The organism is Acrocarpospora macrocephala (assembly GCF_009687865.1).
Taxonomy (GTDB): Bacteria; Actinomycetota; Actinomycetes; order Streptosporangiales; family Streptosporangiaceae; genus Acrocarpospora; species Acrocarpospora macrocephala.
Genome location: NZ_BLAE01000012.1, coordinates 191,183 through 213,295, shown reverse-complemented (window position 1 = coordinate 213,295; position 22,113 = coordinate 191,183). Strand labels below are relative to the sequence as shown.

At 68.2% G+C, this 22,113-nt stretch carries 19 protein-coding genes and 1 riboswitch; of the genes, 12 read left to right on the top strand and 7 right to left on the bottom strand.

Annotation, left to right across the window (positions count from 1 at the left end; genetic code table 11):
* Window positions 1-9: 9 nt before the first annotated feature.
* Window positions 10-1,203, bottom strand: a complete 1,194-nt coding sequence (locus Amac_RS12475; protein WP_155354502.1) for an aminotransferase class V-fold PLP-dependent enzyme — start codon at window positions 1,201-1,203, stop codon at window positions 10-12.
* Between the two features lie 14 nt (window positions 1,204-1,217).
* A riboswitch (SAM riboswitch) is annotated at window positions 1,218-1,333 on the bottom strand.
* Window positions 1,334-1,390: 57 nt separating this feature from the next.
* Between Amac_RS12475 and Amac_RS12470 the strand changes: the two genes are divergently transcribed.
* A complete protein-coding gene (locus Amac_RS12470; RefSeq protein WP_155354501.1) occupies window positions 1,391-2,584 on the top strand; it encodes a cytochrome P450 in 1,194 nt (397 codons plus the stop codon).
* On the opposite strand, the gene Amac_RS12465 is transcribed toward Amac_RS12470, so the two are convergent.
* Window positions 2,581-3,762, bottom strand: coding sequence for a cation:proton antiporter (locus tag Amac_RS12465; RefSeq protein ID WP_246268270.1), 1,182 nt, complete (start codon window positions 3,760-3,762; stop codon window positions 2,581-2,583). The genes Amac_RS12470 and Amac_RS12465 overlap by 4 nt on opposite strands.
* An 8-nt stretch (window positions 3,763-3,770) precedes the next feature.
* The gene (locus tag Amac_RS12460) at window positions 3,771-4,253 is read right to left on the bottom strand and encodes a cation:proton antiporter regulatory subunit (RefSeq protein ID WP_155354500.1); all 483 of its coding nucleotides are present in this window, start codon (window positions 4,251-4,253) and stop codon (window positions 3,771-3,773) included.
* Window positions 4,254-4,786: 533 nt separating this feature from the next.
* Between Amac_RS12460 and Amac_RS12455 the strand changes: the two genes are divergently transcribed.
* A complete protein-coding gene (locus Amac_RS12455; protein WP_155354499.1) occupies window positions 4,787-6,064 on the top strand; it encodes an RNA-guided endonuclease InsQ/TnpB family protein in 1,278 nt (425 codons plus the stop codon).
* A gap of 60 nt (window positions 6,065-6,124) precedes the next feature.
* Here the strand turns inward: Amac_RS12455 and Amac_RS12450 are convergent, their stop codons facing one another.
* Entirely contained in the window at window positions 6,125-7,021 is an 897-nt protein-coding gene (locus Amac_RS12450; protein ID WP_155354498.1) for an SAM-dependent methyltransferase, read from the bottom strand.
* A 309-nt stretch (window positions 7,022-7,330) separates the two neighbouring features.
* Here Amac_RS12450 and Amac_RS12445 point away from each other — a divergent pair, with 309 nt between their 5' ends.
* From Amac_RS12445 to Amac_RS12430, 4 genes are all read left to right on the top strand, one after another.
* The gene (locus Amac_RS12445; protein ID WP_155351053.1) at window positions 7,331-8,221 is read left to right on the top strand and encodes a Rossmann-like and DUF2520 domain-containing protein; all 891 of its coding nucleotides are present in this window, start codon (window positions 7,331-7,333) and stop codon (window positions 8,219-8,221) included.
* Complete coding sequence (gene panC / locus Amac_RS12440) at window positions 8,212-9,078, top strand: pantoate--beta-alanine ligase (protein ID WP_155354497.1); 867 nt, start codon at window positions 8,212-8,214, stop codon at window positions 9,076-9,078. The genes Amac_RS12445 and panC overlap by 10 nt, the downstream gene beginning before the upstream one ends.
* Before the next feature lie 84 nt (window positions 9,079-9,162).
* Window positions 9,163-11,619, top strand: coding sequence for an L-aspartate oxidase (locus Amac_RS12435; RefSeq protein WP_155354496.1), 2,457 nt, complete (start codon window positions 9,163-9,165; stop codon window positions 11,617-11,619).
* Between the two features lie 7 nt (window positions 11,620-11,626).
* Window positions 11,627-12,409 carry a type III pantothenate kinase gene (locus Amac_RS12430; protein ID WP_155351056.1) on the top strand — a complete coding sequence of 261 codons (783 nt, stop codon included), beginning with the start codon at window positions 11,627-11,629 and terminating at the stop codon, window positions 12,407-12,409.
* Window positions 12,410-12,455: 46 nt separating this feature from the next.
* Here Amac_RS12430 and Amac_RS12425 read toward each other — a convergent pair whose 3' ends face one another.
* Window positions 12,456-12,920: a hypothetical protein gene (locus tag Amac_RS12425; protein ID WP_155351057.1), complete on the bottom strand. Its 465-nt coding sequence runs from the start codon at window positions 12,918-12,920 to the stop codon at window positions 12,456-12,458.
* A gap of 396 nt (window positions 12,921-13,316) precedes the next feature.
* Here Amac_RS12425 and Amac_RS12420 point away from each other — a divergent pair, with 396 nt between their 5' ends.
* Window positions 13,317-13,517 carry a LuxR C-terminal-related transcriptional regulator gene (locus Amac_RS12420; RefSeq protein ID WP_155354495.1) on the top strand — a complete coding sequence of 67 codons (201 nt, stop codon included), beginning with the start codon at window positions 13,317-13,319 and terminating at the stop codon, window positions 13,515-13,517.
* Between the two features lie 30 nt (window positions 13,518-13,547).
* Here the strand turns inward: Amac_RS12420 and Amac_RS57280 are convergent, their stop codons facing one another.
* Window positions 13,548-14,522: a C40 family peptidase gene (locus Amac_RS57280; RefSeq protein ID WP_155354494.1), complete on the bottom strand. Its 975-nt coding sequence runs from the start codon at window positions 14,520-14,522 to the stop codon at window positions 13,548-13,550.
* 228 nt (window positions 14,523-14,750) lie between these two features.
* Here Amac_RS57280 and Amac_RS12410 point away from each other — a divergent pair, with 228 nt between their 5' ends.
* The 5 genes from Amac_RS12410 (at window position 14,751) to Amac_RS12385 (ending at window position 21,080) form a co-directional block, all read left to right on the top strand.
* Window positions 14,751-15,296, top strand: a complete 546-nt coding sequence (locus Amac_RS12410; protein WP_155354493.1) for an amino-acid N-acetyltransferase — start codon at window positions 14,751-14,753, stop codon at window positions 15,294-15,296.
* A 102-nt stretch (window positions 15,297-15,398) separates the two neighbouring features.
* Entirely contained in the window at window positions 15,399-16,520 is a 1,122-nt protein-coding gene (locus Amac_RS12405; protein ID WP_155354492.1) for an RDD family protein, read from the top strand.
* A gap of 437 nt (window positions 16,521-16,957) precedes the next feature.
* On the top strand, window positions 16,958-17,488 hold the full coding sequence (locus Amac_RS12400) for an RDD family protein (protein WP_170321996.1): 531 nt from the start codon (window positions 16,958-16,960) through the stop codon (window positions 17,486-17,488).
* Between the two features lie 472 nt (window positions 17,489-17,960).
* Window positions 17,961-18,302, top strand: a complete 342-nt coding sequence (locus Amac_RS12390; RefSeq protein WP_155351063.1) for a histone-like nucleoid-structuring protein Lsr2 — start codon at window positions 17,961-17,963, stop codon at window positions 18,300-18,302.
* Between the two features lie 273 nt (window positions 18,303-18,575).
* Entirely contained in the window at window positions 18,576-21,080 is a 2,505-nt protein-coding gene (locus Amac_RS12385; protein WP_155351064.1) for an ATP-dependent Clp protease ATP-binding subunit, read from the top strand.
* Between the two features lie 178 nt (window positions 21,081-21,258).
* On the opposite strand, the gene Amac_RS12380 is transcribed toward Amac_RS12385, so the two are convergent.
* Window positions 21,259-21,936, bottom strand: a complete 678-nt coding sequence (locus Amac_RS12380) for an SDR family NAD(P)-dependent oxidoreductase (protein ID WP_155354489.1) — start codon at window positions 21,934-21,936, stop codon at window positions 21,259-21,261.
* Window positions 21,937-22,113: the final 177 nt, after the last annotated feature.

The window sequence follows — 22,113 nt, the reverse complement described above, 5'->3', positions numbered from 1 at the left end:
CGCGATCGATCACGAACAGGCGCGCAGGGCGGCCAGCAGCCGATCGATGTGCTCGTCGGTGCTGCCGATCCCGATCGAGGCCCGCACCGCGCCGCCGTCCTCGTCGCAACCGCCCTCGCCCGTGCCCAGCAGATGCCGTACGAACGGGTGCGCGCAGAATTTACCGTCCCGCACGCCGATGCCGTGCTCGGCCGACAACGTCTCGGCCACCTCCCGGGCCGACCGGCCCTCGACGACGAAGGAGACGATCCCGACCCGGGGATGGTCGGCCGGCCACAGCGCCAGCTCGTGCACGCCGTCGATGGCGGCGATCCCCGCCCGCAGGCGGCCGAGCAGGCGCTCCTCCTCGCTGATCACCGTGGCCCAGTTCGCGGCCAGATGATCGCAGGCCGCCGCCAGCGCGATCGCGCCCAGCACGTTGGGCGTCCCGGCCTCGTGCCGGGCTTCCGGGTCGGTGCTCCACTCGGCCTGCTCGCCGACCGCGCGCACCGCGCCGCCACCCTTCAGGTACGGCTCCGCCTGCGCCAGCCAGTCCCGTCGCCCGACGAGCGCGCCGGCCCCGAAGGGCGCGTAGAGCTTGTGCCCCGAGAACGCCACGTAGTCGAGATCGAGTGCGGCGATGTTCAGCGGGCGATGCGGGACCAGCTGGGCCGCGTCCACGGCGATGCGCGCGCCGTGCCGGTGCGCGATGTGGGCGAGACCGGCGATCGGCCACAGTTCGCCGGTGACGTTGGAGGCGGCGGTGACGACCAGCAGCGCGGGGCCCTCGATCGCGGCGAGCGCCTCGTCGGCCGCCCGGAGTGCTTCGCCGGGGAAGGCGGGGGGCGCGAGCCGTACGGGGGAGGGCCAGGGGAGGAGGGTGGCGTGGTGTTCGGTGTCGAAGACGACGACCGTGGTGCCGTCGGGGAGGCTGCGGGCGAGCAGGTTCATCGCGTCGGTGGTGTTGCGGGTGAACACGAGCGCGTCGTCGAGGCGGGCGCCGGTGAAGGCCTTGATCGTGTGCCGGGCCTGCTCGTAGCGGGCGGTGGTGACCTGGGAGGCGTACCCGGCGCCGCGGTGCACGCTGGAGTAGGCGGGCAGCGCGTCGGCGACCGCCTCCTGGACGGATTCCAGACAGGGCGCGCTGGCCGCGTAGTCGAGGTTCGCGTAGGGGACCAGCGCGCCGCCGCGCACCGGGACATCAAGGGACAACAGAGCGGACATGTACGCCTCCAGAGGCCACGCGCTTGCCCGCCGCACCCCGCGACAGGCCTGGTCCTCACCCGGGGCACCCCGCCGCGGACGCGAGGGTTGCCGGCCAGCAAGCCGGGGCTGTGCGCTGGCACTCATGACCTATGCGGAACTATAACCCACGCCGGACGCATGGGAAGACCCACCTACCATGTGATTTGTGAGGTTTGATCCGTGGAATCCCGCCTTCGTGGCCCACCCCTACGACGCCTACGCCGAGCTTCGTGACACGAGCCCGGTGAGTTTCTTCGAGCCCACCGGCCAGTGGCTGGTCGCCCGGCACGCCGACGTCAACGCCCTGCTCCGAGACCGCCGCCTAGGTCGCTCATATCTCCATATGGCCACCCACGAGGCCTTCGGCCAGGAGCCAGAGCCGGAGTTCCAGGAGCCGTTCTGGCGGGTGATCCGGGCGGGCATGCTCGACGTCGAACCCCCGATCCACACCCGACTGCGCCGCCTGGTCTCCAAGGCGTTCACTCCCCGGATGGTCGAATCCCTGCGCCCGCGAGTCAGGAAGATCGCTACCGAACTCGCTGAGGGCCTGGTCGAACGCGGCGGTGGCGACCTGATCAGCGAGGTGGCCGAACCGCTTCCGGTGACTGTGATCGCCGAGATGCTCGGCATACCAGAACAGGATCGGCCGTTGCTGCGGCCCTGGTCGGCGGACATCTGCGGCATGTACGAGCTCAACCCCACCCTGGACGTCCAGCACACGGCCGTCCGCGCCGCCCAGGAATTCGGCGACTACCTGCGCGACCTCAGCCGCACCCGCCGCGACAATCCCGGCGACGATCTGGTCTCCTCCCTCGCCCAGGTCCTCGACGAGGGCGACCGGCTCACCGAGGACGAGCTGATCGGCACCTGCGTGCTCCTGCTCAACGCCGGCCACGAGGCCACCGTGAACGTCACCGGCAACGGCTGGTGGTCCCTGTTCCGCAACCCAGCCGAACTCGACCGCCTGCGCGCGGACAGGTCACTGCTCCCGACCGCCGTCGAGGAGCTGATGCGCTGGGACACCCCGCTGCAGATGTTCGAACGCTGGGTGCTGGAGGACATCGAGATCGGCGGCGTCCAGATCCCGCGCGGCGTCGAGGTCGCCCTGCTGTTCGGCTCCGCCAACCGCGACCCCGAGGTGTTCGCCGACCCGGACCGGCTGGACGTCGGCCGCCAGGACAACCCGCACATTTCCTTCGGCGCGGGCATCCACTTCTGCCTCGGCGCCCCACTGGCCCGGGTCGAACTGATCGAGTCCTTCGGCGCGCTCCTCGACGCGAAACTGAATCTCGTCGAGGAGCCCACCTGGAAACCCGGCTACGTCATCCGGGGACTGCGATCGTTGCGGGTGACGGTCTAGGCGCGGTTGGCGATGGCGGTGACGAGTGGCTGGATCGCTCGCGCCGCCAGGGGGCCGAAGGCGGCCAGGATCAGCACGTAGCCGGCGGCCAGCGGGCCGAGGTCGGGGTGGACTCCGGCGCCTACCGCGAGACCGGCGATGACGATGTTGAACTCGCCCCGGGGGATGAGCGCGATTCCGGCGCGGACCCGTCCGGCCCGGGCGATCCCGGCCCGATGTGCGGCGTACGCGCCGGTCAGCAGCTTGGTGATCATGCTGACCAGAGCCAGCAGCGCGGCCAGACCGGCCACCGGCAAGATCTTGGCCGGATCCGTCTGCAGCCCGAAGAAGACGAAGAACACCGCCGCGAACAGGTCCCTGATCGGCATCAGCAGGGCTCGGGTCTCGTGGGCCAGCTCGCCGGACAGGGCGATGCCCACCAGGAACGCGCCCACCGCCGCCGACACCTGGAGCTCCTGAGCGATCCCGGCCACCAGCAACGCCAGGCCGATCACCTTCAGCAGCAGCACCTCGGAGTTGGGGCTGGACACGAACTTCTCGATGAGATTGCCGAACCTGAGCGCGATCACCAGCACGACCGTGACCGTGCCCAGCGCGATGGCCACGGTGATCGCCCCGGCCAGCAGCCCGACCCCGGCCAGCAGCGCGGTCAGAATCGGCAGGTAGATGGCCATCGTCAGGTCTTCGAAGACCAGCAGCGAGAGCACCACGGGGGTCTCCCGGTTACCGATCCACCCCAGATCAGAGATGACCTTGGCGGTGATGCCGGAGGAGGTGGCGTAGGTCACCCCCGCCATGGCCACGGCCCCGACCGGACCCCAGCCGAGCAGCAGCGCGGCGATCGCGCCGGGGGCGGCGTTGAGCACCAGGTCCACCAGGCCGCCGCGGGCGTTGCTCTTCAGGCTGGTCACGAGCTCGTCGGCGTTGTATTCCAGGCCGAGCGTGAGCAGCAGCAGGATGACGCCGAGTTCGGCGCCGACGTGGATGAACTCCTCGCTGGTGGCGAGCGGGAGGATGCCGCCGGTCCCGAAGGCCAGACCGGCGACCAGGTAGAGGGGGATGGGGGAGATGCCGACGCGCAGCGCGAACGCGCCGAGCACGCCGAGGGCGAGGATGACCCCGCCGAGTTCGAGAAAGAGGATTGCGACAGAATCCGATGATGCGATGAGTGCGGGCACGCGGCGGCCTATCCGTCGGTGAGGATGTTGGCGACGGCGGCGGTGTTCTCCTCGTCGCCCACCACGACGACCACGTCCCCGGCGAGGAACCGGAAGTCGGGTGTCGGGCTGGCGTTGACCTGGCCGCCCCGGACCACGGCGACCACCGAGGCCCCCGTCCTGGTCCTGATCGCGGCCTCGCCCATCGCCCTCCCGTCGTACGGCGAGCCGGAGACGATCGGGAGTTGCACGCTCACCAGGCCCTCCACTTCGCGATGCAGGTCGTTGAGGCGTTGCACGATCCGAGGCGCGCCGAGCAGTTCGACCAGCGCGTCCGCTTCGTCGTCGTTGAGTTGCACGTTCTCGCACGCGCGGTCAGGGTCGGCTTTGTCGTAAATGATCAGGTCACGCCGGCCGGTACGGTGCGAGACCACCCCGATCCTCCGGCCGGTGTGGGTGGTGAACTCGTGTTTGAGTCCGATCCCTGGTAGCGCAGTCTGTTCGATCTCCACACTGTTTACCGTAGATGAGCACGTAACCCGGCGGCCACCGGGCCGAGATCGGGATGGACTCCGGTGCCCACCGCGAGCCCGGTGATGACGATGTTGAACTTGCCCCCGTTACCTTTCACGTCCCCGCTGAAGGGCGGGGAGCCAGGTTACCCGGCCCTGTATGACTCAAGCCCCCTGTCGCACCCATGATCCGGGGGCGTTGTCACCGGGCCCGGGTGGCGTCGGTGGACCGCTGATAGGGACAAGGCGCCGGTCAGCAGTTTGGTGATCATTAGATGATCGGGTCACGGCGGCCGGTGCAGTCTGCGACGTCCCCGATCCTGCGCCCGCATTCCTTGATCATGATGTCCTCGCAACGGCGCAGAGTCTGTCGTCGACGGCAATCCGCCGATATGCGGTCATATGGATCAGGTGGAGGTGAGGCGCGCCGGTTATGTGCCGGTCACGCTGGTAGTCGGCTCCCGCTGCCATCGGCTATGCGTTAGTGTGTTCGAGTCGTGACGGTGTGTGGCTGGTGCGAGAGGGGGTTCGGGGTGAGGCTGCGCTACAACTATCGGCTTTACCCCGATGCCTTCCAGCGTCAGGCGTTGGCGCGGTTGTTCGGTTGTGTCCGGGTGGTGTGGAATGACGCGCTGGCGATGCGCAAGGCCGCGCGCAAGGCCAGGCTGCCGTGGATCGGCGGCGGTGATCTGCAGAAGATCTGCATCACCGCGGCGAAACGGACGCCGGAGCGGGAGTGGCTGGGTGAGGTGTCCGCGGTCCCGTTGCAGCAGTCGCTGCGCGACCTGGACCAGGCGTACCAGAATTTCTTCGACTCGGTCACTGGGAAGCGTAAGGGCCGACGGATGGGGTTGCCGGTGTTCAAGTCGCGCCGGGATCGTCGTCAATCGGCCCGGTTCGCCCGCAACGCATTCAGCTTGGGCGGTGACGGGACGCTGCGTCTGGCCAAGATCGGGAAGGTTGAGGTGCGGTGGTCGCGTGAGCTGCCGGCGGCGCCGTCGTCGGTCACGGTCGTTCAGGATGCGGCGGGTCGCTTTTTCGCCTCGTTTGTGATCGAGGTCGAGGAGGCCGGGCAGGTGCTGCCCGAGGCGGAGGCCGAGATCGGGATCGATCTGGGGTTGACCCATTATGCGGTCCTATCGGACGGCGCGAAGATCGCCAATCCGCGGTGGTTGCGCCGCCGGGCCAGGCGGCTGGCCCGGCTGCAGCGGGCGCTGTCACGCAAACAGAAGGGATCAAAGAACCGCGAGAAGGCACGGATCGCGGTGGCCCGCCAGCACGCCAAGGTGAGCGACGCGCGCCGGGATTTCCTGCACCAGACCAGCACATCGATCATCCGCGATAACCAAGTGGTTGCGATCGAGGATCTGGCTGTGCGGGGTCTGGCCCGCGGCCGGTTGGCCAAGTCGGTCAGCGATGCGTCCTGGGGTGCGTTCCGTACGCTGCTGGGTGGGAAGGCGGCCCGCTATGGGCGCACAGTCATCACGGTGGGCCGCTGGTTTCCCTCCTCTCAGCTGTGCCCGTGCTGCGGGTGGCGGAACGGGAAGGTGCCAGTTGAGGTGCGGGAGTGGGATTGCCCGTCCTGCGGGGAGCACCACGACCGCGACTTGGCGGCCGCGTTGAACATCCTGGCCGAGGGCCTCCGCCTGCGTGGGCAGGCGGAGGCGGCCTCTGCCGGGGGAGGGCAGGACAAGGAGATGGTGGCCGCCGGGCTGGCGGACACGCGAAACGACTGTGGAGGGCGGGTAAGACCAGGCGAGGCAATTCCGACCCTGGCACCGCCCGCAACCTATGACGCTCACGCGGCGTAGCAGAAGCAGTAAGGACTCCACGGTGACGTGGGGAGCCCCGGCTTCACGCAGGGGAGGATGTCAACGTATACAGGTCAGCCACCCGAAGGCACCCAGCCCTCCGCGGTCGATCAGCTCCGCCTCCGCGGCCGCGGCTGACAGCGCTCGCAGGTAACCCGCGGGATCCCGTCGTGCCTGGTCAAGCGGCGGTCGTTCACCGTGCACCCCCAGCCGCAGGAGGGCCTCGCGCTGGGTCGTCAAGGTGCCCGCGCAGGCGTCCAGCGCCACGTGCGCGGTGAGATCGCATGACCCGTCCGGCACCGGTCGCACCCATGATCCGTCCCGATACCCGATCAGCGTGCCCATCGGCGGGCGATCACTCCGTACATGCGAATAATCCACGGCCACGGCCATCCCCGCGGCCAGCCTGCCGACCAGCCCGGCCCACGCCTCGTCCCGAGGCCATCCGATCTCGGCCCGCTCCCCGACCGGCCACCACCGCTCCAGCCAGTCCCGATCCTTCGCGTCCAGGTCGCCCAGCCGCTCTTCCCCCGACGCGGGATCGACCAGCACCAGCCGGGGCCCTTCGGACGTCCACTCGGCGACGTCCACCGGCACGTTGTCCAGCCACTCGTTGGCGAAGATCAACCCCGTCACCCCGTCCGGTACGGCATCCGCCCATTGAACCCGCTCATCCAGGCCCTCCGGCCGAGCAGACAGATCCACGGCGGTCACACGGAGGCGGCTCGCCAGGTCGGCCGGGGCGCCCGCCAGAACCTGGGAGGCCAGCAGGCCGTCACCCGCGCCCATGTCGACGAACTCGATCACCCGCGGTCGGCCGAGGCGTTCGTCCACCTCGCCGAGCAGCCGGGTCACGGCCGCGCCGAAGGCGGGGGAGGCGTGCACGGACGTGCGGAAGTGGCGGTGCGGGCGTTCACGCCGGTAGAAACCGTCCGCGCCGTACAGCGCCTGGCGCATCGCCTCTCGCCATCTGAGCCACACAACGGTTGACCTTATCGCGACACGCAGAGTAGTTAGATGACTACGATCTGTATATTCTTTGCGGTAACGTTGCCTGGTGTCGGCGGCTGGCCCGGCCCGCTCCCCCAGCGGGCGCGGTCCGGCCACCCCACCCGGAAGGATCTGGAAGATGAGGCCGGGCAATCGGCGGATGACCGGCCTGCCGCGCGCGGGCTCTGGCGTCTGGAGGGACACCAGAGCCCGCGCCCGCTCCCGTTGCCGTAGTTATTCACCCCTCCCCGTTACGCTGGCGAGCGGGAGGACGGCATGGACACAAGCGATCGCCCCGCACGATTGGCCGTGGGGGTGCTCGGAGCCGGTCGAGTGGGTTCCGTTCTCGGGGCCGCGCTGATGCAGGCGGGCCATCGGGTGGTGGCCGCCAGCGGGGTCTCGGACGCGTCGCAGCGGCGCGCGAGTGAGACGTTGGGTGTGGAGCTGACCAGGCCGGAGATGGTCATCGAGCGGGCCGAGCTGGTCCTGCTGACCGTGCCGGACGATGTGCTGCCCGGTCTGGTCTCCGGGCTGGCGTCGACCGGCGTCGATCTACGCGGCAAGCTGCTCGTGCACGCCAGCGGAGCCTTCGGTCTCGGCGTGCTCGGGCCCGCGGTCGAGGCGGGCGCGGTGCCGCTGGCGCTGCACCCGGTGATGACCTTCACCGGCCGGGGAGACGACCTGAACCGGCTGACCGGCTGCTCGTTCGGCGTGACTGCGCCGGTGCCGCTGCGGCCGGTGGCCGAGGCGCTGGTGATCGAGATGGGCGGCGAGCCGGTCTGGATCGCCGACGCCGACCGGCCGCTCTACCACGCGGCCATCGCCGGGGCGGCCAACCACATGGTCACCCTGGTCGCCGAGTCGCAGGACCTGCTCGCCGGGATCGGGGTGGAACATCCGGGCCGGATGCTCGGGCCGCTGCTGGGCGCGGCGCTCGACAACGTGCTCAGGCTCGGCATCAACGGCCTGACCGGTCCGGTCGTGCGCGGCGACGCCGGGACGGTGCGCAAGCATGTGGACGCGCTCATCCTGGCCGCGCCGGAGGCGGCCGACGCCTACATCGCGCTCGCCAGGCTTACCGCGGACCGGGCGCTCGCCGCCGGGCTGCTCAAGCCCGAGGCCGCCGAGCTGCTGCTGGACGCTCTGGGAGGCAACATATGGACGTGATCGTCGCCGGAAACCGCGAAGAACTGGGCAAGGCCAGGGAGGCGGCCGGTCCTGGGCGGTATGCGCTGGTGCCCACGATGGGGGCGCTGCACGAGGGCCACCGCTCGCTCATCCGGCTGGCCCGGGAGCAGGCCGACCAGGTGGTGGTCAGCATCTTCGTGAATCCGCTGCAGTTCGGGCCGCATGAGGATTTCTCCCGATATCCGCGGACCTTCGAGGCGGACCTGGGGGTCTGCGCGGAGGAGGGCGTGCGGGTGGTGTTCGCTCCGGCGGTGGCGGACATGTACCTGCCCGACCGGCAGATCGCGGTGTCGGCCGGGGCGATGGGCTCGGTGGTCGAGGGGGCGTTTCGGCCCGGCCATTTCGACGGAGTGCTGACCGTGGTGCTGAAGCTGTTCAACCTCGTGCAGCCCGATGTGGCGGTGTTCGGGCAGAAGGACGCGCAGCAGCTGGCGCTGGTCCGGCGCATGGTCGCCGATCTGAATCTGCCGATCGCGATCGTGGGCGCGCCGACCGTCCGGGAGGCCGACGGGCTGGCGCTGTCCAGCCGGAACCGGTATCTGTCACCGGCGGATCGGGTGACCGCGCTCAATCTGTCGAAGGCGCTGCGGGCGGGAGCCGTGGCAGGGGCGCAAGCCCCACAAAGGGAGCCTGAGCGGATCAAGGATGCGGCGCGGGCCGTGCTGGAGACGGCGGCGCGGTTCGATCCGCCGTTGTTGCTCGACTATCTGGCGCTGGTCGATCCGGCCACGTTCACCGAGGTGACGGAAGATCACCGGGGTGAGGCGATCCTGGCGGTGGCCGCCAAGGTCGGGACCACCCGGTTGATCGACAACGTGGTGCTCACCCTGGGCTGACCTGGGCTGATACCGGGGTGGGTGCCCCGGGAAGCGATCACGGCGCGCGAGGCGTTATCGTCATGTTGACGAAAGGGGCTCGCGATGACCACCATGCCGAGAAAGCTGACCGCACCCTCACCCGGCTGGACGGTGACGGCGGACGTGGTCGTGGTCGGGTCGGGCATCGCGGGACTCACCGTCGCCCTGCGATATACCGAACTGTCGCCCGAGGGCCGCGTCCTCGTCGTCACCAAGGACGTGCTCTCCGCCGGTTCCACCCAGTGGGCGCAAGGCGGCATCGCGGCCGTGCTCGATCCCGAGGACACCCCGGCGGAACATCTCAAGGACACCCTGCTCGCGGGGGCCGGGCTGTGCGACGAGGAGGCCGTCCGGGTGCTGGTCACCGAGGGTCCCGACGCGCTCAAGCGGCTCATGGAGCATGGCGCCAGATTCGACCGGGACGCCGACGGGGAACTGCAGCTCACCCGGGAGGGCGGCCACCGCCGTAACCGGATCGTGCACGCGGGCGGCGACGCCACCGGCGCCGAGGTGCAGCGCGCCCTGATCGAGGCGGCGGCGCACGAGCCCAGGATCGAGGTCATCGAGCACGCCCTGGCGCTCGACCTGCTCAAGGACGCGGCAGGCCACACCTGCGGGGTCACCCTGCACGTGATGGGTGAGGGCGCCAGGGACGGCGTCGGCGCGGTCAGGGCGGGCGCGGTGGTGCTGGCCAGCGGGGGCATGGGGCAGGTCTACGCCGCCACCACCAACCCGATCGTCTCCACCGGCGACGGCGTGGCCCTCGCGCTGCGGGCCGGCGCGGCGATCAGGGACCTGGAGTTCGTGCAGTTCCACCCCACCGTGCTCTGGCTGGGCGAGGGCTCCACCGGCCAGCAGCCGCTCGTCTCCGAAGCCGTGCGCGGCGAGGGCGCGGTGCTGGTCGACGCGGCCGGGGAGCGCTTCATGGCGGGCGTGCACGAGCTCGCCGACCTGGCCCCGCGCGACGTGGTGGCCAAGGCCATCATGCGGCGGATGGCGGAAACCGGCGCGGACCACGTCTACCTGGACGCCCGCCACTTCGGCGCGCGGAAATGGCAGGCCAGGTTCCCCACCATCCTGGCCGTCTGCCGCGACCACGGCATCGACCCCGTCACCGAACTCATCCCGGTCGCCCCCGCCGCGCACTACGCCAGCGGCGGCGTCCGCACCGACTTAAAGGGCAGAAGCACCGTCCCCGGCCTGTACGCCTGCGGCGAGGTCGCCTGCACCGGCGTCCACGGTGCCAACCGCCTGGCCTCCAACTCCCTCCTGGAAGGCCTGGTCTTCGCCGAACGCATCGCCTCCGACCTGATCGCGGTACGGCGCAGCCCCGGAACCCCCCACGACGACGGCCATGAAAACAGCCTGATCGACCCCCGCGCGCGCGGCCGCATCCAGGCGTTCATGAGCCGGGGCGCCGGAGTGCTGCGCAGCCGGGAATCCCTGGCCACCGTGCACCGCGCGCTGGCCGACGCCCGCTGGACGCCGATCGCGGTCGAGCCCTGCACCGAATCCTGGGAGGCCACCAACCTGCACACGGTCGCCACCGCGCTGACCGTCGCCGCCGGGCTGCGCGAGGAGACCCGGGGCTCGCACTGGCGCGAGGACCACCCCGACCGCCGCGACGACCAGTGGCTCCGCCACATCGATCTGACCCTGACCGAGAAGGGCGAACTAGCCATGGAATCCGCCGACGCGCTCGACATCGAGAACCTGGTCACCCTCGCGCTCCGCGAGGACCTGGCCGGCGGCGAGGATGTCACCTCGGCCGCCACCATCCCGCCGGATCAGGAGTCGGTCGCCGACGTCGTCGCCCGCCGCGACGGCGTGGTCGCCGGGCTGCCGGTGGCGGAGACCGTCTTCACCCGCGCGGGTCTCCAGGTCGAGCGCCTGGCCAGGGACGGCGACGAGGTGCGCAAGGGCGACGTGCTGCTGACCGTGCGCGGCCAGACCCGAGCCCTGCTCACCATGGAACGTACCGCGCTCAACTTCCTCACCCACCTGTCCGGCATCGCCACCCAGACCCGCCTGTGGGTCCGCGCCATCGACGGCACCGGGGCCAGGGTCAGGGACAGCCGCAAGACCATCCCCGGCCTGCGCGCCCTGGAGAAATACGCGGTGCGCTGCGGCGGCGGCGTCAACCACCGGATGGGCCTGTACGACGCCGCCCTGATCAAGGACAACCACGTCGTCGCCGCCGGAGGCGTGGCCGAAGCCTTCCGGGCCGTACGCACGACGTACCCGGATATCACCATCGAGGTAGAGGTGGACAGGATCGACCAGATCGAGCCGGTGCTGGCCGAGGGCGCGGACGAGATCCTGCTCGACAACTTCACCGTGCCGCAGCTGGCCGAAGCCGTGAAACTGGTCGGCGGACGGGCCCGGCTGGAGTCCAGCGGCGGGCTTACCCTGGACGTGGCCCGCGCGGTCGCCGAGACCGGAGTCGATTACCTCTCCGTGGGCGCGCTCACACATTCCGCCCCCGCTCTCGATATTGCTTTGGATCTTCGTAGTGCATAATCAGGAGATGCTCCTCACCATCGACGTCAGCAACACCCACACGGTGCTTGGCCTGTTCGAGGGTGATGAGGTCCTTGAGCACTGGCGCATCGCCACCGACCCGCGCCGGACCGCCGACGAGATCGCCGTCGTCCTGCAAGGCCTGCTGTCCCAATCGCCAATCCTGAAAAATGCGGACATTGCTGGTTTGGCTATCTGTTCTACCGTTCCATCGGTTTTGAACGAGATGCGGGAAATGTCGCGTCGGTATTACGGTGATGTCACCACCGTGGTCGTCGAGCCGGGCGTCAGGACCGGAGTCCCCGTCCGGATGGATAACCCCAAAGAGGTCGGCAGCGACCGAATCGTCAACGCCCTGGCCGCCACCACCCTCTACGGCGGCCCCTGCGTCATCGTCGACTTCGGCACGGCCACCTCCTTCGACGCGGTCTCCGCCCGAGGGGAGTACATCGGGGCGGTGACCGCCCCCGGCCTGGAGATCTCCGTGGACGCGCTGGCCACCGCCGGCGCCCAGCTGCACAAGGTCGAGCTGATCCGCCCCCGCCAGGTGATCGCCAAGAACACCGTGGAGGCCCTGCAGTCCGGCATCATCTACGGCTTCGCCGGTCTGGTGGACGGCATCGTGGACCGGATGACCGCCGAGCTGGCCGACGACCCGGAGGACGTGACCGTCGTCGCGACCGGTCCGGGCGCGCCGCTGGTGGTCAGCGAGGCGCGGACCATCGACGAGCACGAACCCTGGCTGACCCTGATCGGCCTGCGCCTCATCTACGCCCGCAACACAGGGTGAAAGCCCACCCCCTCGCGCGAAGGGGCGGGCTCTCGATCTATATGGATCACTCGTTCTCGGCGGTGTAGAGGTAGTTCCAGTCGCCGCAGCTCGAGACGTGCTTGGTCTTGTGGTGGATCTGGCAGACCTTGAACCGCAGGCTGCTGACGCCCTTCTTGCCGAAGGCGAAGTGCTTGGCCGTGCCGTAGCCGCAGTGGGTGTACTTCTTGGTCGTGTACCAGTGGTGGCTGTACAGGTTGGAGACCTGGAACTTCACGTAAGCGCACTTGCCGCCGTGCTTGTAGTAACGGCTGTCGTCGTCCCACAGCTGGCCGGTCACCTGGACGAGGTTGTTGGTCTGCTGCTGGTTCCAGGTGATGTCGATCGTGCCCTTCACGCGGGCCAGATCGTTGTGCGAGTAGTACGGGCCCCACTCGTTGGCGGGGTTGGCGTTCGCGGCGGCGGGAAGGGCGAGGACCGCGGCGGCGGTGCCCGCGGCCAGAGCTACCATCGCTCGGGTCATGCGCTTCATTTCGGGGTCTCCTTCTCGGGGTGTGATACATGAGTACGCCCACCCCCTTTCACGCCCCCTGACGCGCGCTGTCACGGAACTTGCAATCGTGTTGCAGCGCCGTGCAATGGAGACAATCTTGTTCCGGCCGGGTAAGTCCGGCCGCCGCGGCCGGCGGCCTGGCGCGGGCTGGACCGTCCCTGATCGGCGGGGCACAGGGGCCGCCGATTCCGGGCCACCGGCATGATCGAGTTCTTCACGAAGTGATTGCCAAGTCAATGCGGCTGCTTGACGACCTTTCACGACGGCGTTTACCGTCCCCAAGGGTGGCGAAAATCATTCGTCGTGGGAGAGGGGCTCACGATGTCGTTTTCTGAGGTGGTTGCCCGGAGCGAGGTTGTCCGAAAAGAGTTGGACATGGAGCGTGCCGGTCTCACCGATGACGAACTGCTGCTTCTCGCCGAGCTGGCGAAAGGTGTCACGGTGGACCGGGTGGGCCGTCGGCTGGATGTGAGCGGCCGCACGGTCCGGCGCAGGCTCCGGGGTATCTGCGATCGGATTGGAGTCGCGACCGCGATCGAGGCGGTCGCCTGGGCGGCTCGCCGCCGGTTGATCTGATCCCGCTCCGGCGGGGTCGGATCAACCTGCTCAGTCGGCTATCCGGACAGCTCCGGCGAACGGCCGGTTGCCGATCGAGGCCACCCGGACCACGTCGCCGGTCCGCGGCGCGTGCACCATGTAGCCGCCGCCGATGTACATGCCCACGTGGTGCAGGTCGTTGTAGAAGAACACCAGGTCGCCCGGGCGCAGGTCGTCGCGGCTGATGTGGGCGCCGGCCGTCCACTGGTCGCCGGTGTAGTGCGGCAGGCTGATCCCCACCCGCTGGTAGGCGGCCATCACCAGGCCGGAGCAGTCGTAGGAGTTCGGCCCCTCGGCCCCCCACACGTACGGCTTGAGCTGCTGGGTGAGCGCCCACCGCACCGCCTGGGCGGCCTTGCCGTCGCCGACCACCGGCAGCGACAGCCGGGTGGCCCGGCTGACCTTGCCCGCGACCTGGCGGTAGAGCGAGCTCTCGGTCTTCTTGATCAGCTTGCGGATCTTGTCCTGCCGGGAGTCGATGCTCCTGAGCAGCTTCGCCACCTCGTCCTGGCGGGCCTTGGCGCCCGCTCTGGCCCGCTTGGCGGTCTCCATCGCCTTCTCGACCTGGAGCACCTGCTCGCCGGTCTGGAGTTGCAGCGCGTAGGTGGTGGAGGCGATGTCCAGATAGCTGTCCGGGTCGGCGGCGCGCATCAGGCCGAAGCCGGTCGCCGCGCCGCCCGTCATGTAGGAGTTCTGGGCGAACAGGCTGGCCTTCAGGCGGCGCTCCTCCAGGTCGGCCTCGCTCTTGGTCAGCGTGGTCTTGGCCAGCTGGGCCGCGCGCTCGGCCTCCTTGAGCCGGACCTTCTCGCCGTTGTGCTCCTCGGTGAGCGTCTCGATCTCGATGTAGAGGTTCTCCACCTCTTTGGTCAGCTCTTTGAGGGTGGGTTCCGGATCGGCTGTGGCCGAAACCAGCGGAGCGCCCACGGTGATGACGGCGAGCGCGGCGCCGAGGACGGCGAGCCGCCCAAGGATTCGAGTGCGCAAGCAATCTCCTTCTCCGGGGCCGTGGTCCCGCTGGACATTAGTGCACGTCCGGTTCGTCCTCAACCGAAACTGAGGATTCCGTCTAGATTCAGCAACTGAACGATCACGACCAGGTCACACGTGATATGCGCATAACGCGAGCGTGTGGCTACTCTGGGCGAACGTTTCGGGTTTTCGGCAGGACCGTTTTTCGCGAGCCATGAGCGCCGGGCTACTACGCTTCTCAGCATGGTGGTGCAGTCGGTCGAGCAGACAGTCCCGCAATCGGTGGTGGTGCGCCGGGCCCGCACGGCTGATGTGCGGGTGATCCGGCAGTTCGTCGACTCCCACTCCGGCAGCGAGCGGCGCCTGCTGAAGAAATCCACTGTCACGTTGTACGAGGACGTGCAGGAGTTCTGGGTCGCCGAGGTGGACGGGGTGGTGGTCGGCTGCGGCGCCCTGCACGTGCTCTGGGAGGACCTGGCCGAGATCCGGACCGTGGCCGTGGACCCGGGCTCCCGGCGGCTGGGCCTGGGGCACCGGATCGTCGCCGCGCTCATCGACACCGCCCGCGAGCTCGGCGTGCACCGCGTCTTCTGCCTCACCTTCGAAGTCGACTTCTTCGCCCGGCACGGATTCGTGCCGATCAACGGCACGCCGGTCTCGCCGGAGGTGTACGCGGAACTGCTCGCCTCCTATGACGAAGGTGTCGCGGAATTCCTCGACCTGGAACATGTGAAGCCCAACACGCTGGGCAACACGCGCATGATTCTGCACCTCAGGCCGCCGGTCTGACCGGTTCTTTGACCAGGGGGGAATGGTGACGGTGGAATCGGCGCTGGTTACCTTGGGTATATCTAACGTGTGCCATGCCCGAACGCGAAGTGAGGTGACACGGTGAGCACCCAGCCGCCGTACCCGCAGGACGATTCGGCCGGCGACGCGTCGGCGCCGCCCGAACGCGGGGAGCAAGGCGCGGAACAGCCCGCGCAGGAATTCGATCCCGACGTCACCATCATGAGCCGCAATCCCGCCGGGACCGGGTCGCGGCCGGTGTACGGCCCGCCGTCGTCAGGGGCGTACGGACAGGCGGGCGGCACCGGCGCCTACGGCCAGGGTTATCCGCGGCAGCCGGCTCCGCCACCACCACCGCCGCCGCCCGGGAGCGGGCAGAACGGCTATGGCCAGGGTTACGGCCAGTCCCAGCCCGGTCAGGGTTACGGGCAGGGGTATGGCCAGCAGGGGTACAGCCAGGAGCAGCAGTACGGGGGTTACGGTCAGCAGGGCGGGCCGCAGCCGTACGGTCAGCCTGGCCACACGCAGCCCGTACAGGCCCAGCCGGGTTACGGTCAGCAGCCTGGGTACGGTCAGCAGCCCGGCTATCCGCCGCCCGGTTACGGGCAGGGTTATCCGCCGCCCGGCTACGGGCCGCCGCAGGGCTACGGTCCGGGCGGTTACCCGCAGCCGCAGGGATACGGCTACGGTCCGGCGCCCATTCCGCCGGGCGCCCCGGCGCCGCTGGCCGAATGGTGGCAGCGGCTGGTCGCGCGGATCATCGACGTCGCGTTGTACGGCGTCGTGCTCATCGCGCTCGGAATCATCGCCGGAGGCATTTGGGCGAGCACCGACCGCTTCGACATCGAGACGCAAACAGTCACGCCAGGGACGTTCCTCGTCTACCTGGTGCCCGCGCTCCTCGCCACACTCGCGCTCTTCGGCTACGAATTCCTGATGCTGAAGCAGCGCGGCCAAACGCTCGGTAAGATCGTTATGGGAATCAAGGTGGTGCGCGTGGGTCGCGGCCTTGATGGCGGTCTCGACAATGACGCCGCCTTGCGCCGCGCGGGCGCGCTCGCCGGGCCGTTGGTGTTGACGTGGATTCCGGGAATCCGGGTGATTGGCGCCTGGCTCGTGTACCTGTACTGGCTCGTGGGTCTGCTCTGGCCACTCTGGGATAAGCCGTTGCAGCAGTCCCTTCTGGACAAGGCGGCGAACACGGTGGTCGTCAAGGTCAAATAGTGACATAGAACCGCCGCAAACAACGGAGCGGGGCCGATGGAACGAACCATTGGCCCCGCTTTCGTGCACGCAGCGTGTTCGCTTCGTTCCATCCGAAATAACACCGCAAAAGCCGTAACGGGTTACTGCTACCGTGCGATGGGACCTAGAACACCCCGTCCCCCATAGATGTCACGAGAGGTAACCAAATGAACCCGGAACCTCCCCCCGGCCAGAACCCTTATGGGTCGGCTCCCCCTCCGGGTGGATACCCGCCGCCTCAAGGCGGATACCCCCCACCCCAAGGCGGGTACCCGCCGCCTGGTGGATATCAGCAACAGCAGCCTGGTTATCAGCAACAGCCTGGTGGATATCAGCAGCAGCAGCCCGGTTATCAGCAGCCTGGCGCTTACCCGCCGGCTGGTGGATACCCGTCCGCCGGCGCCTACAACGCGCCGATGGGCATGCCACTCCCGCCGGGAGTCCCGGCGCCACTTGCCGAGTGGTGGCAGCGTTTGGTGGCACGCCTGATCGATGGCCTTATCCTCGGTGTGGTCGTCTACCTCATTATCAGCAGGATCATCCAGAGCGCGTTCTCCACGACCGAGACGATCGAGTTCCTGGGCACCAGCACAACGGTGTCCACTCCTTCCTTCCTCGGCCTGCTGATCTCGTCGATCGTCAGCTTCCTGCTGTACGCCGCTTACGAGTACTTCATGACCTCGCGTGACGGCCAGACAATCGGCAAGAAGGTCATGAAGATCCGCATCGTCAAGCTTGGCGGAAGCGTTCACGGGGGTCTCGACACCGAGACTCTGGCCAAGCGGATCGGCGTACTATGGGGGCCGCAGCTGCTCGCCTTCAATTGGATCCTCAACGGTCTGGGTGGGCTCTTCAGCCTGGTGAACGTCCTCTGGCCGCTCTGGGACAAGCCGCTCCAGCAGGCGATTCACGACAAGGTCGCCGGAACCGTCGTGGTGAAGCTGTAGTCAGGCGTCGCGTTCCAATCAGTGGGGTGACCGCCCTGGCGGTCACCCCACTGCCATTCCTGGGTACGATTTTGTTCTATCGGGTAAGCGTTCTGACCACCGCAGAGGATACTTCCCGCGCGGTGGAGGCTATGGACAGGCGCGCCTCGGTGGGTCATCAGGCGCCGGTTCCCCCTATTTCACAGGGCTTCCGGTTGAATCCGGCGGCAGCGGACCCCAAGGGAGTGATGAGGAATGACCGAGGTAATCTCCGCGTTGATACCGCCGCTGTTGGTCGGCGCGGCAGTCGTCTACGGCGTGGTTAAGTTGGTACGTTCGGACGCCGCCGGTCTGCGCGGAAGGCGCGAACCGGGAGAAGAGCCATCGGACAAGACCTCTTCCTGAGAATACCGCCGCTCGAATTGTCATCCGGGGTAACTGGGTATATGTTTGGCTGCAGAATCAAACTATGCTCTGCCGAAAGGATTGCCGGATGGCCAAGCACACGCAGGTGATTCTCATCGACGACCTCGATGGTGGCGAGGCCAATGAGACGGTCACCTTCGCGATTGACGGCCTGCCTTATGAGATTGACCTGAGCGACAGCAACGCCAAGAAGCTTCGGGAAGCCCTGGCGCCTTTCGTCTCCAGCGCCCGCAAGGGCGAAAGCGGGTCAACGCGGGGCCGTCGTCGTGGAAGCGGTGGGACCCAGCGGGCCATGACTCGGGAGAAGAGCGCGGAGATCCGCGCCTGGGCCAAGGCCAACAACCACCCGGTGAGCGAGCGCGGCCGGATTGCCGCCTCGATCGTCGAGGCCTACGACGCGGCGCACTAAGTCGCCGCTACTTCTTGATCGTGCGGTTATGCCGGCTGCCGGTTCTCTGGCGGCCTGCATGACCGCACGATCGCGTTATCAGGTAATAAACGTCGTTCGCTTGCGGCGTATCGGGAACACCTGGCCCCCGATCGGTAGTTGGATGGAGGGTGAACGCCCTGCGCCCGGGGAACGTCTCCTGTCATAGAAGCGGTCGCCGGGCCAGAGCTGGCATGCGGAACGACGGGGCCGGATCATCCGGGCTCGTCTGACCGCTCTGTGAGGAGCGACGAGATGTTCGAAAGGTTCACCGACCGTGCGCGTCGGGTTGTCGTCCTGGCCCAAGAAGAGGCCCGGATGCTCAACCACAACTACATCGGTACTGAGCACATTCTTCTTGGCTTGATCCATGAAGGTGAAGGCGTTGCCGCCAAGGCTCTGGAGAGCCTGGGCATCAGTCTTGAAGGCGTGCGTCAGCAGGTCGAGGAGATCATCGGCCAGGGCCAGTCGGCACCGTCGGGGCACATTCCCTTCACCCCACGGGCCAAGAAGGTCCTTGAGCTGTCGCTCCGTGAAGCCCTGCAGCTGGGCCACAACTACATCGGCACCGAGCACATCCTGCTCGGGCTCATCCGCGAGGGTGAGGGTGTGGCGGCCCAGGTGCTGGTGAAGCTGGGCGCTGACCTGAACCGGGTGCGGCAGCAGGTCATCCAGTTGCTGCACGGTTACCAGGGCAAGGAGCCGGCCGCGGCGGGTGGTCCCCAGGAGGCCGCGCCGTCCACCTCCTTGGTGCTTGACCAGTTTGGCCGCAACCTGACCCAGGCGGCCCGGGAGGGCAAGCTGGACCCGGTGATCGGCCGGGAGAAGGAAATCGAGCGGGTCATGCAGGTGCTGTCCCGCCGCACCAAGAACAACCCCGTCCTGGTGGGCGAGCCCGGCGTCGGCAAGACCGCCGTGGTGGAGGGGCTGTCCCAGAAGATCGTCAAGGGCGAGGTGCCGGAGACGCTCAAGGACAAGCAGCTCTACACGCTCGACCTGGGCGCGCTGGTGGCGGGCTCCCGCTACCGGGGTGACTTCGAAGAGCGCCTGAAGAAGGTGCTCAAGGAGATCCGTACGCGCGGCGACATCATCCTGTTCATCGACGAGCTGCACACGCTCGTCGGCGCGGGCGCCGCCGAAGGCGCGATCGACGCCGCCAGCATCCTCAAGCCGATGCTGGCCCGCGGCGAGCTGCAGACCATCGGCGCGACCACGCTGGACGAGTATCGCAAGCACCTGGAGAAGGACGCCGCGCTCGAGCGCCGCTTCCAGCCCATCCAGGTGGCCGAGCCGTCCCTGTCGCACACCATCGAGATCCTCAAGGGCCTGCGCGACCGGTATGAGGCGCACCACCGCGTCTCCATCACCGACGGCGCCCTGGTGGCGGCCGCCCAGCTGGCCGACCGCTACATCAGCGACCGTTTCCTGCCCGACAAGGCGATCGACCTCATCGACGAGGCCGGGTCCCGGATGCGCATCCGCCGGATGACCGCTCCGCCGGACCTCCGGGAGTACGACGAGAAGATCGCGAACGTCCGGCGGGACAAGGAGTCCGCGATCGACGCGCAGGACTTCGAGAAGGCCGCCGCCCTGCGCGACCAGGAGAAGCAGCTCCAGATCAAGCGGGAGCGCCGGGAGAAGGAGTGGAAGGCCGGCGACATGGACGTCGTGGCCGAGGTCACCGAGGAGCTCATCGCCGAGGTGCTCGCGACCGCCACCGGCATCCCCGTCTTCAAGCTCACCGAGGAGGAGTCCCAGCGACTGCTCCGGATGGAAGACGAGCTGCACAAGCGGATCATCGGCCAGGACGACGCCATCAAGGGCCTGTCCCGCTCGATCCGCCGCACCCGCGCCGGTCTGAAGGACCCGCGCCGTCCCGGCGGCTCGTTCATCTTCGCCGGCCCGTCCGGCGTCGGTAAGACCGAGCTTTCCAAGGCGCTCGCCGAGTTCCTGTTCGGGGACGAGGACGCGCTGATCATGCTGGACATGTCCGAGTTCATGGAGAAGCACACCGTCTCCCGGCTGTTCGGCTCCCCGCCCGGTTACGTCGGGTACGAGGAGGGTGGCCAGCTCACCGAGAAGGTGCGGCGCAAGCCGTTCTCCGTGGTCCTGTTCGACGAGATCGAGAAGGCCCACCCCGACATCTTCAACTCGCTGCTGCAGATCCTGGAGGACGGTCGCCTGACCGACGCCCAGGGCCGGGTGGTCGACTTCAAGAACACGGTCATCATCATGACCACCAACCTCGGCACCCGGGACATCTCCAAGGGCATCGGGGTCGGGTTCGCGAAGAGCAACGATGTCGAGGGCAACTACGACCGGATGAAGTCGAAGGTTCAGGAGGAGCTCAAGCAGCACTTCCGGCCCGAGTTCCTCAACCGCGTCGACGACACGGTCGTCTTCCACCAGCTCACCATGGGCGAGATCATCAAGATCGTCGACCTGATGCTGGCCCAGGTGGACGCCCGCCTCAAGGACCGGGACATGGGTCTCGACCTGACCCCCGCCGCGAAGAAGCTCCTCGCCGACCGGGGTTACGACCCCGTCCTCGGCGCCCGCCCGCTTCGCCGGACCATCCAGCGGGAACTCGAAGACTCCCTCTCCGAGAAAATCCTGTACGGCGAACTCCGCCCTGGCCAGATCGTCAAAATCGACATCGAAGGCGAAGGCGACGCCGCCATCTTCACCTTCGTCGGCGAAAACAAGACCCCTCAGGTCCCTGACTCCGCCGCGTCCATCGTGGAGACGATCCAGAAGTAATTGAACCGCTAAAGCACCCCTCGCCGTTGGACGGCGGGGGGTGCTGCGCTTTTGGCGGGGGGTTGGATCGGTGGCTGGGCACCTTGAGGGCGCGTCCTTCTTCGTGTCGCGGAGTGCTTTGCTGCCTCCGTCAGATGGTCCGGAGAGTGGCGAATTCCCTCATGCGCCGGCAACAGGCTCAGCGCGGCGACGGCAGTACGGACAGCTCGCAGGCGTAGGCGTCAGCCGGTGCGCTCAGCGCCCAGACGATCATCGCGGCCAGCGTCTGCGGCTGGATGCACAACTCAGGATCGTATGGGCGCCCGAAGGCGCTCCTGACCTCACCCAGCAGGTCGGTCGCCGTCGCCGCGGGATAGACCGTGGTGACGCGTATCCCATGGGCGGCCTCCTCCTCACGCAATGAGTCGGCCAGTTCCCGCAGCGCTGCCTTGCTGGCGACGAACGCCGACCAGCGAGGGACGCCGGTCATTCCGGGTGAGGCGTTAACGAAGATCACATGGCCCCGGGACCGCCGCAACGCGGGGAGCGTCAGCCGTACCAGTTCGGCGGCGGAGGCCACGTTCACCGCCAGCGTCCGCCGCCACGTCTCGGGGCCGGCCTCGGCGACGGCTTCGACGGGGGAGATTCCCGCGCAATGCACCACCGCTTGCACGTCCTCCAGTTCTCCCGCATCCTCCAGCGCTCCCACGGCGGCAGCCAGCGTCCCGGGTTCGGCCAGATCCGCCTCGATTCCGTGTACGTCCAGCCGCCCGACATCGCGCCCCACGGCGATCACCCGATGTCCGGCCGCCACGAGCGCGCTGACCAGCGCCGTCCCAATCCCTCCCGTGGCTCCAGTCATCAGCACATTTCCCATGACGGCTCCCGTTCTCCGCGTCGCAATGGCTGATCATCGCCAACAAGTCCACGATCGGCACGACCGAGCGTATCGACCTCGGCAACGGCACCATCGCCCTGCACTCCCGGGCCAACAACACGCGCCCAGGACGTCGGCGGCGTTGGCAAACCCGCCCCCGACCTGTTCCTCCATGCC

Excerpts from the sequence above, each read along its gene's own strand:
- Amac_RS12445 (WP_155351053.1), top strand. The coding sequence starts at position 7,331 with ATGGACACAAGCGATCGCCCCGCACGATTGGCCGTGGGGGTGCTCGGA.
- panC (WP_155354497.1), top strand. The coding sequence starts at position 8,212 with ATGGACGTGATCGTCGCCGGAAACCGCGAAGAACTGGGCAAGGCCAGG.
- Amac_RS12450 (WP_155354498.1), bottom strand. The coding sequence starts at position 7,021 with ATGCGCCAGGCGCTGTACGGCGCGGACGGTTTCTACCGGCGTGAACGC.
- Amac_RS12385 (WP_155351064.1), top strand. The coding sequence starts at position 18,576 with ATGTTCGAAAGGTTCACCGACCGTGCGCGTCGGGTTGTCGTCCTGGCC.
- Amac_RS12380 (WP_155354489.1), bottom strand. The coding sequence starts at position 21,936 with ATGGGAAATGTGCTGATGACTGGAGCCACGGGAGGGATTGGGACGGCG.
- Amac_RS12425 (WP_155351057.1), bottom strand. The coding sequence starts at position 12,920 with ATGAAGCGCATGACCCGAGCGATGGTAGCTCTGGCCGCGGGCACCGCC.
- Amac_RS12410 (WP_155354493.1), top strand. The coding sequence starts at position 14,751 with ATGGTGGTGCAGTCGGTCGAGCAGACAGTCCCGCAATCGGTGGTGGTG.
- Amac_RS12475 (WP_155354502.1), bottom strand. The coding sequence starts at position 1,203 with ATGTCCGCTCTGTTGTCCCTTGATGTCCCGGTGCGCGGCGGCGCGCTG.
- Amac_RS12400 (WP_170321996.1), top strand. The coding sequence starts at position 16,958 with ATGGGCATGCCACTCCCGCCGGGAGTCCCGGCGCCACTTGCCGAGTGG.
- Amac_RS12390 (WP_155351063.1), top strand. The coding sequence starts at position 17,961 with ATGGCCAAGCACACGCAGGTGATTCTCATCGACGACCTCGATGGTGGC.
- Amac_RS12430 (WP_155351056.1), top strand. The coding sequence starts at position 11,627 with ATGCTCCTCACCATCGACGTCAGCAACACCCACACGGTGCTTGGCCTG.
- Amac_RS12420 (WP_155354495.1), top strand. The coding sequence starts at position 13,317 with ATGGAGCGTGCCGGTCTCACCGATGACGAACTGCTGCTTCTCGCCGAG.
- Amac_RS12435 (WP_155354496.1), top strand. The coding sequence starts at position 9,163 with ATGACCACCATGCCGAGAAAGCTGACCGCACCCTCACCCGGCTGGACG.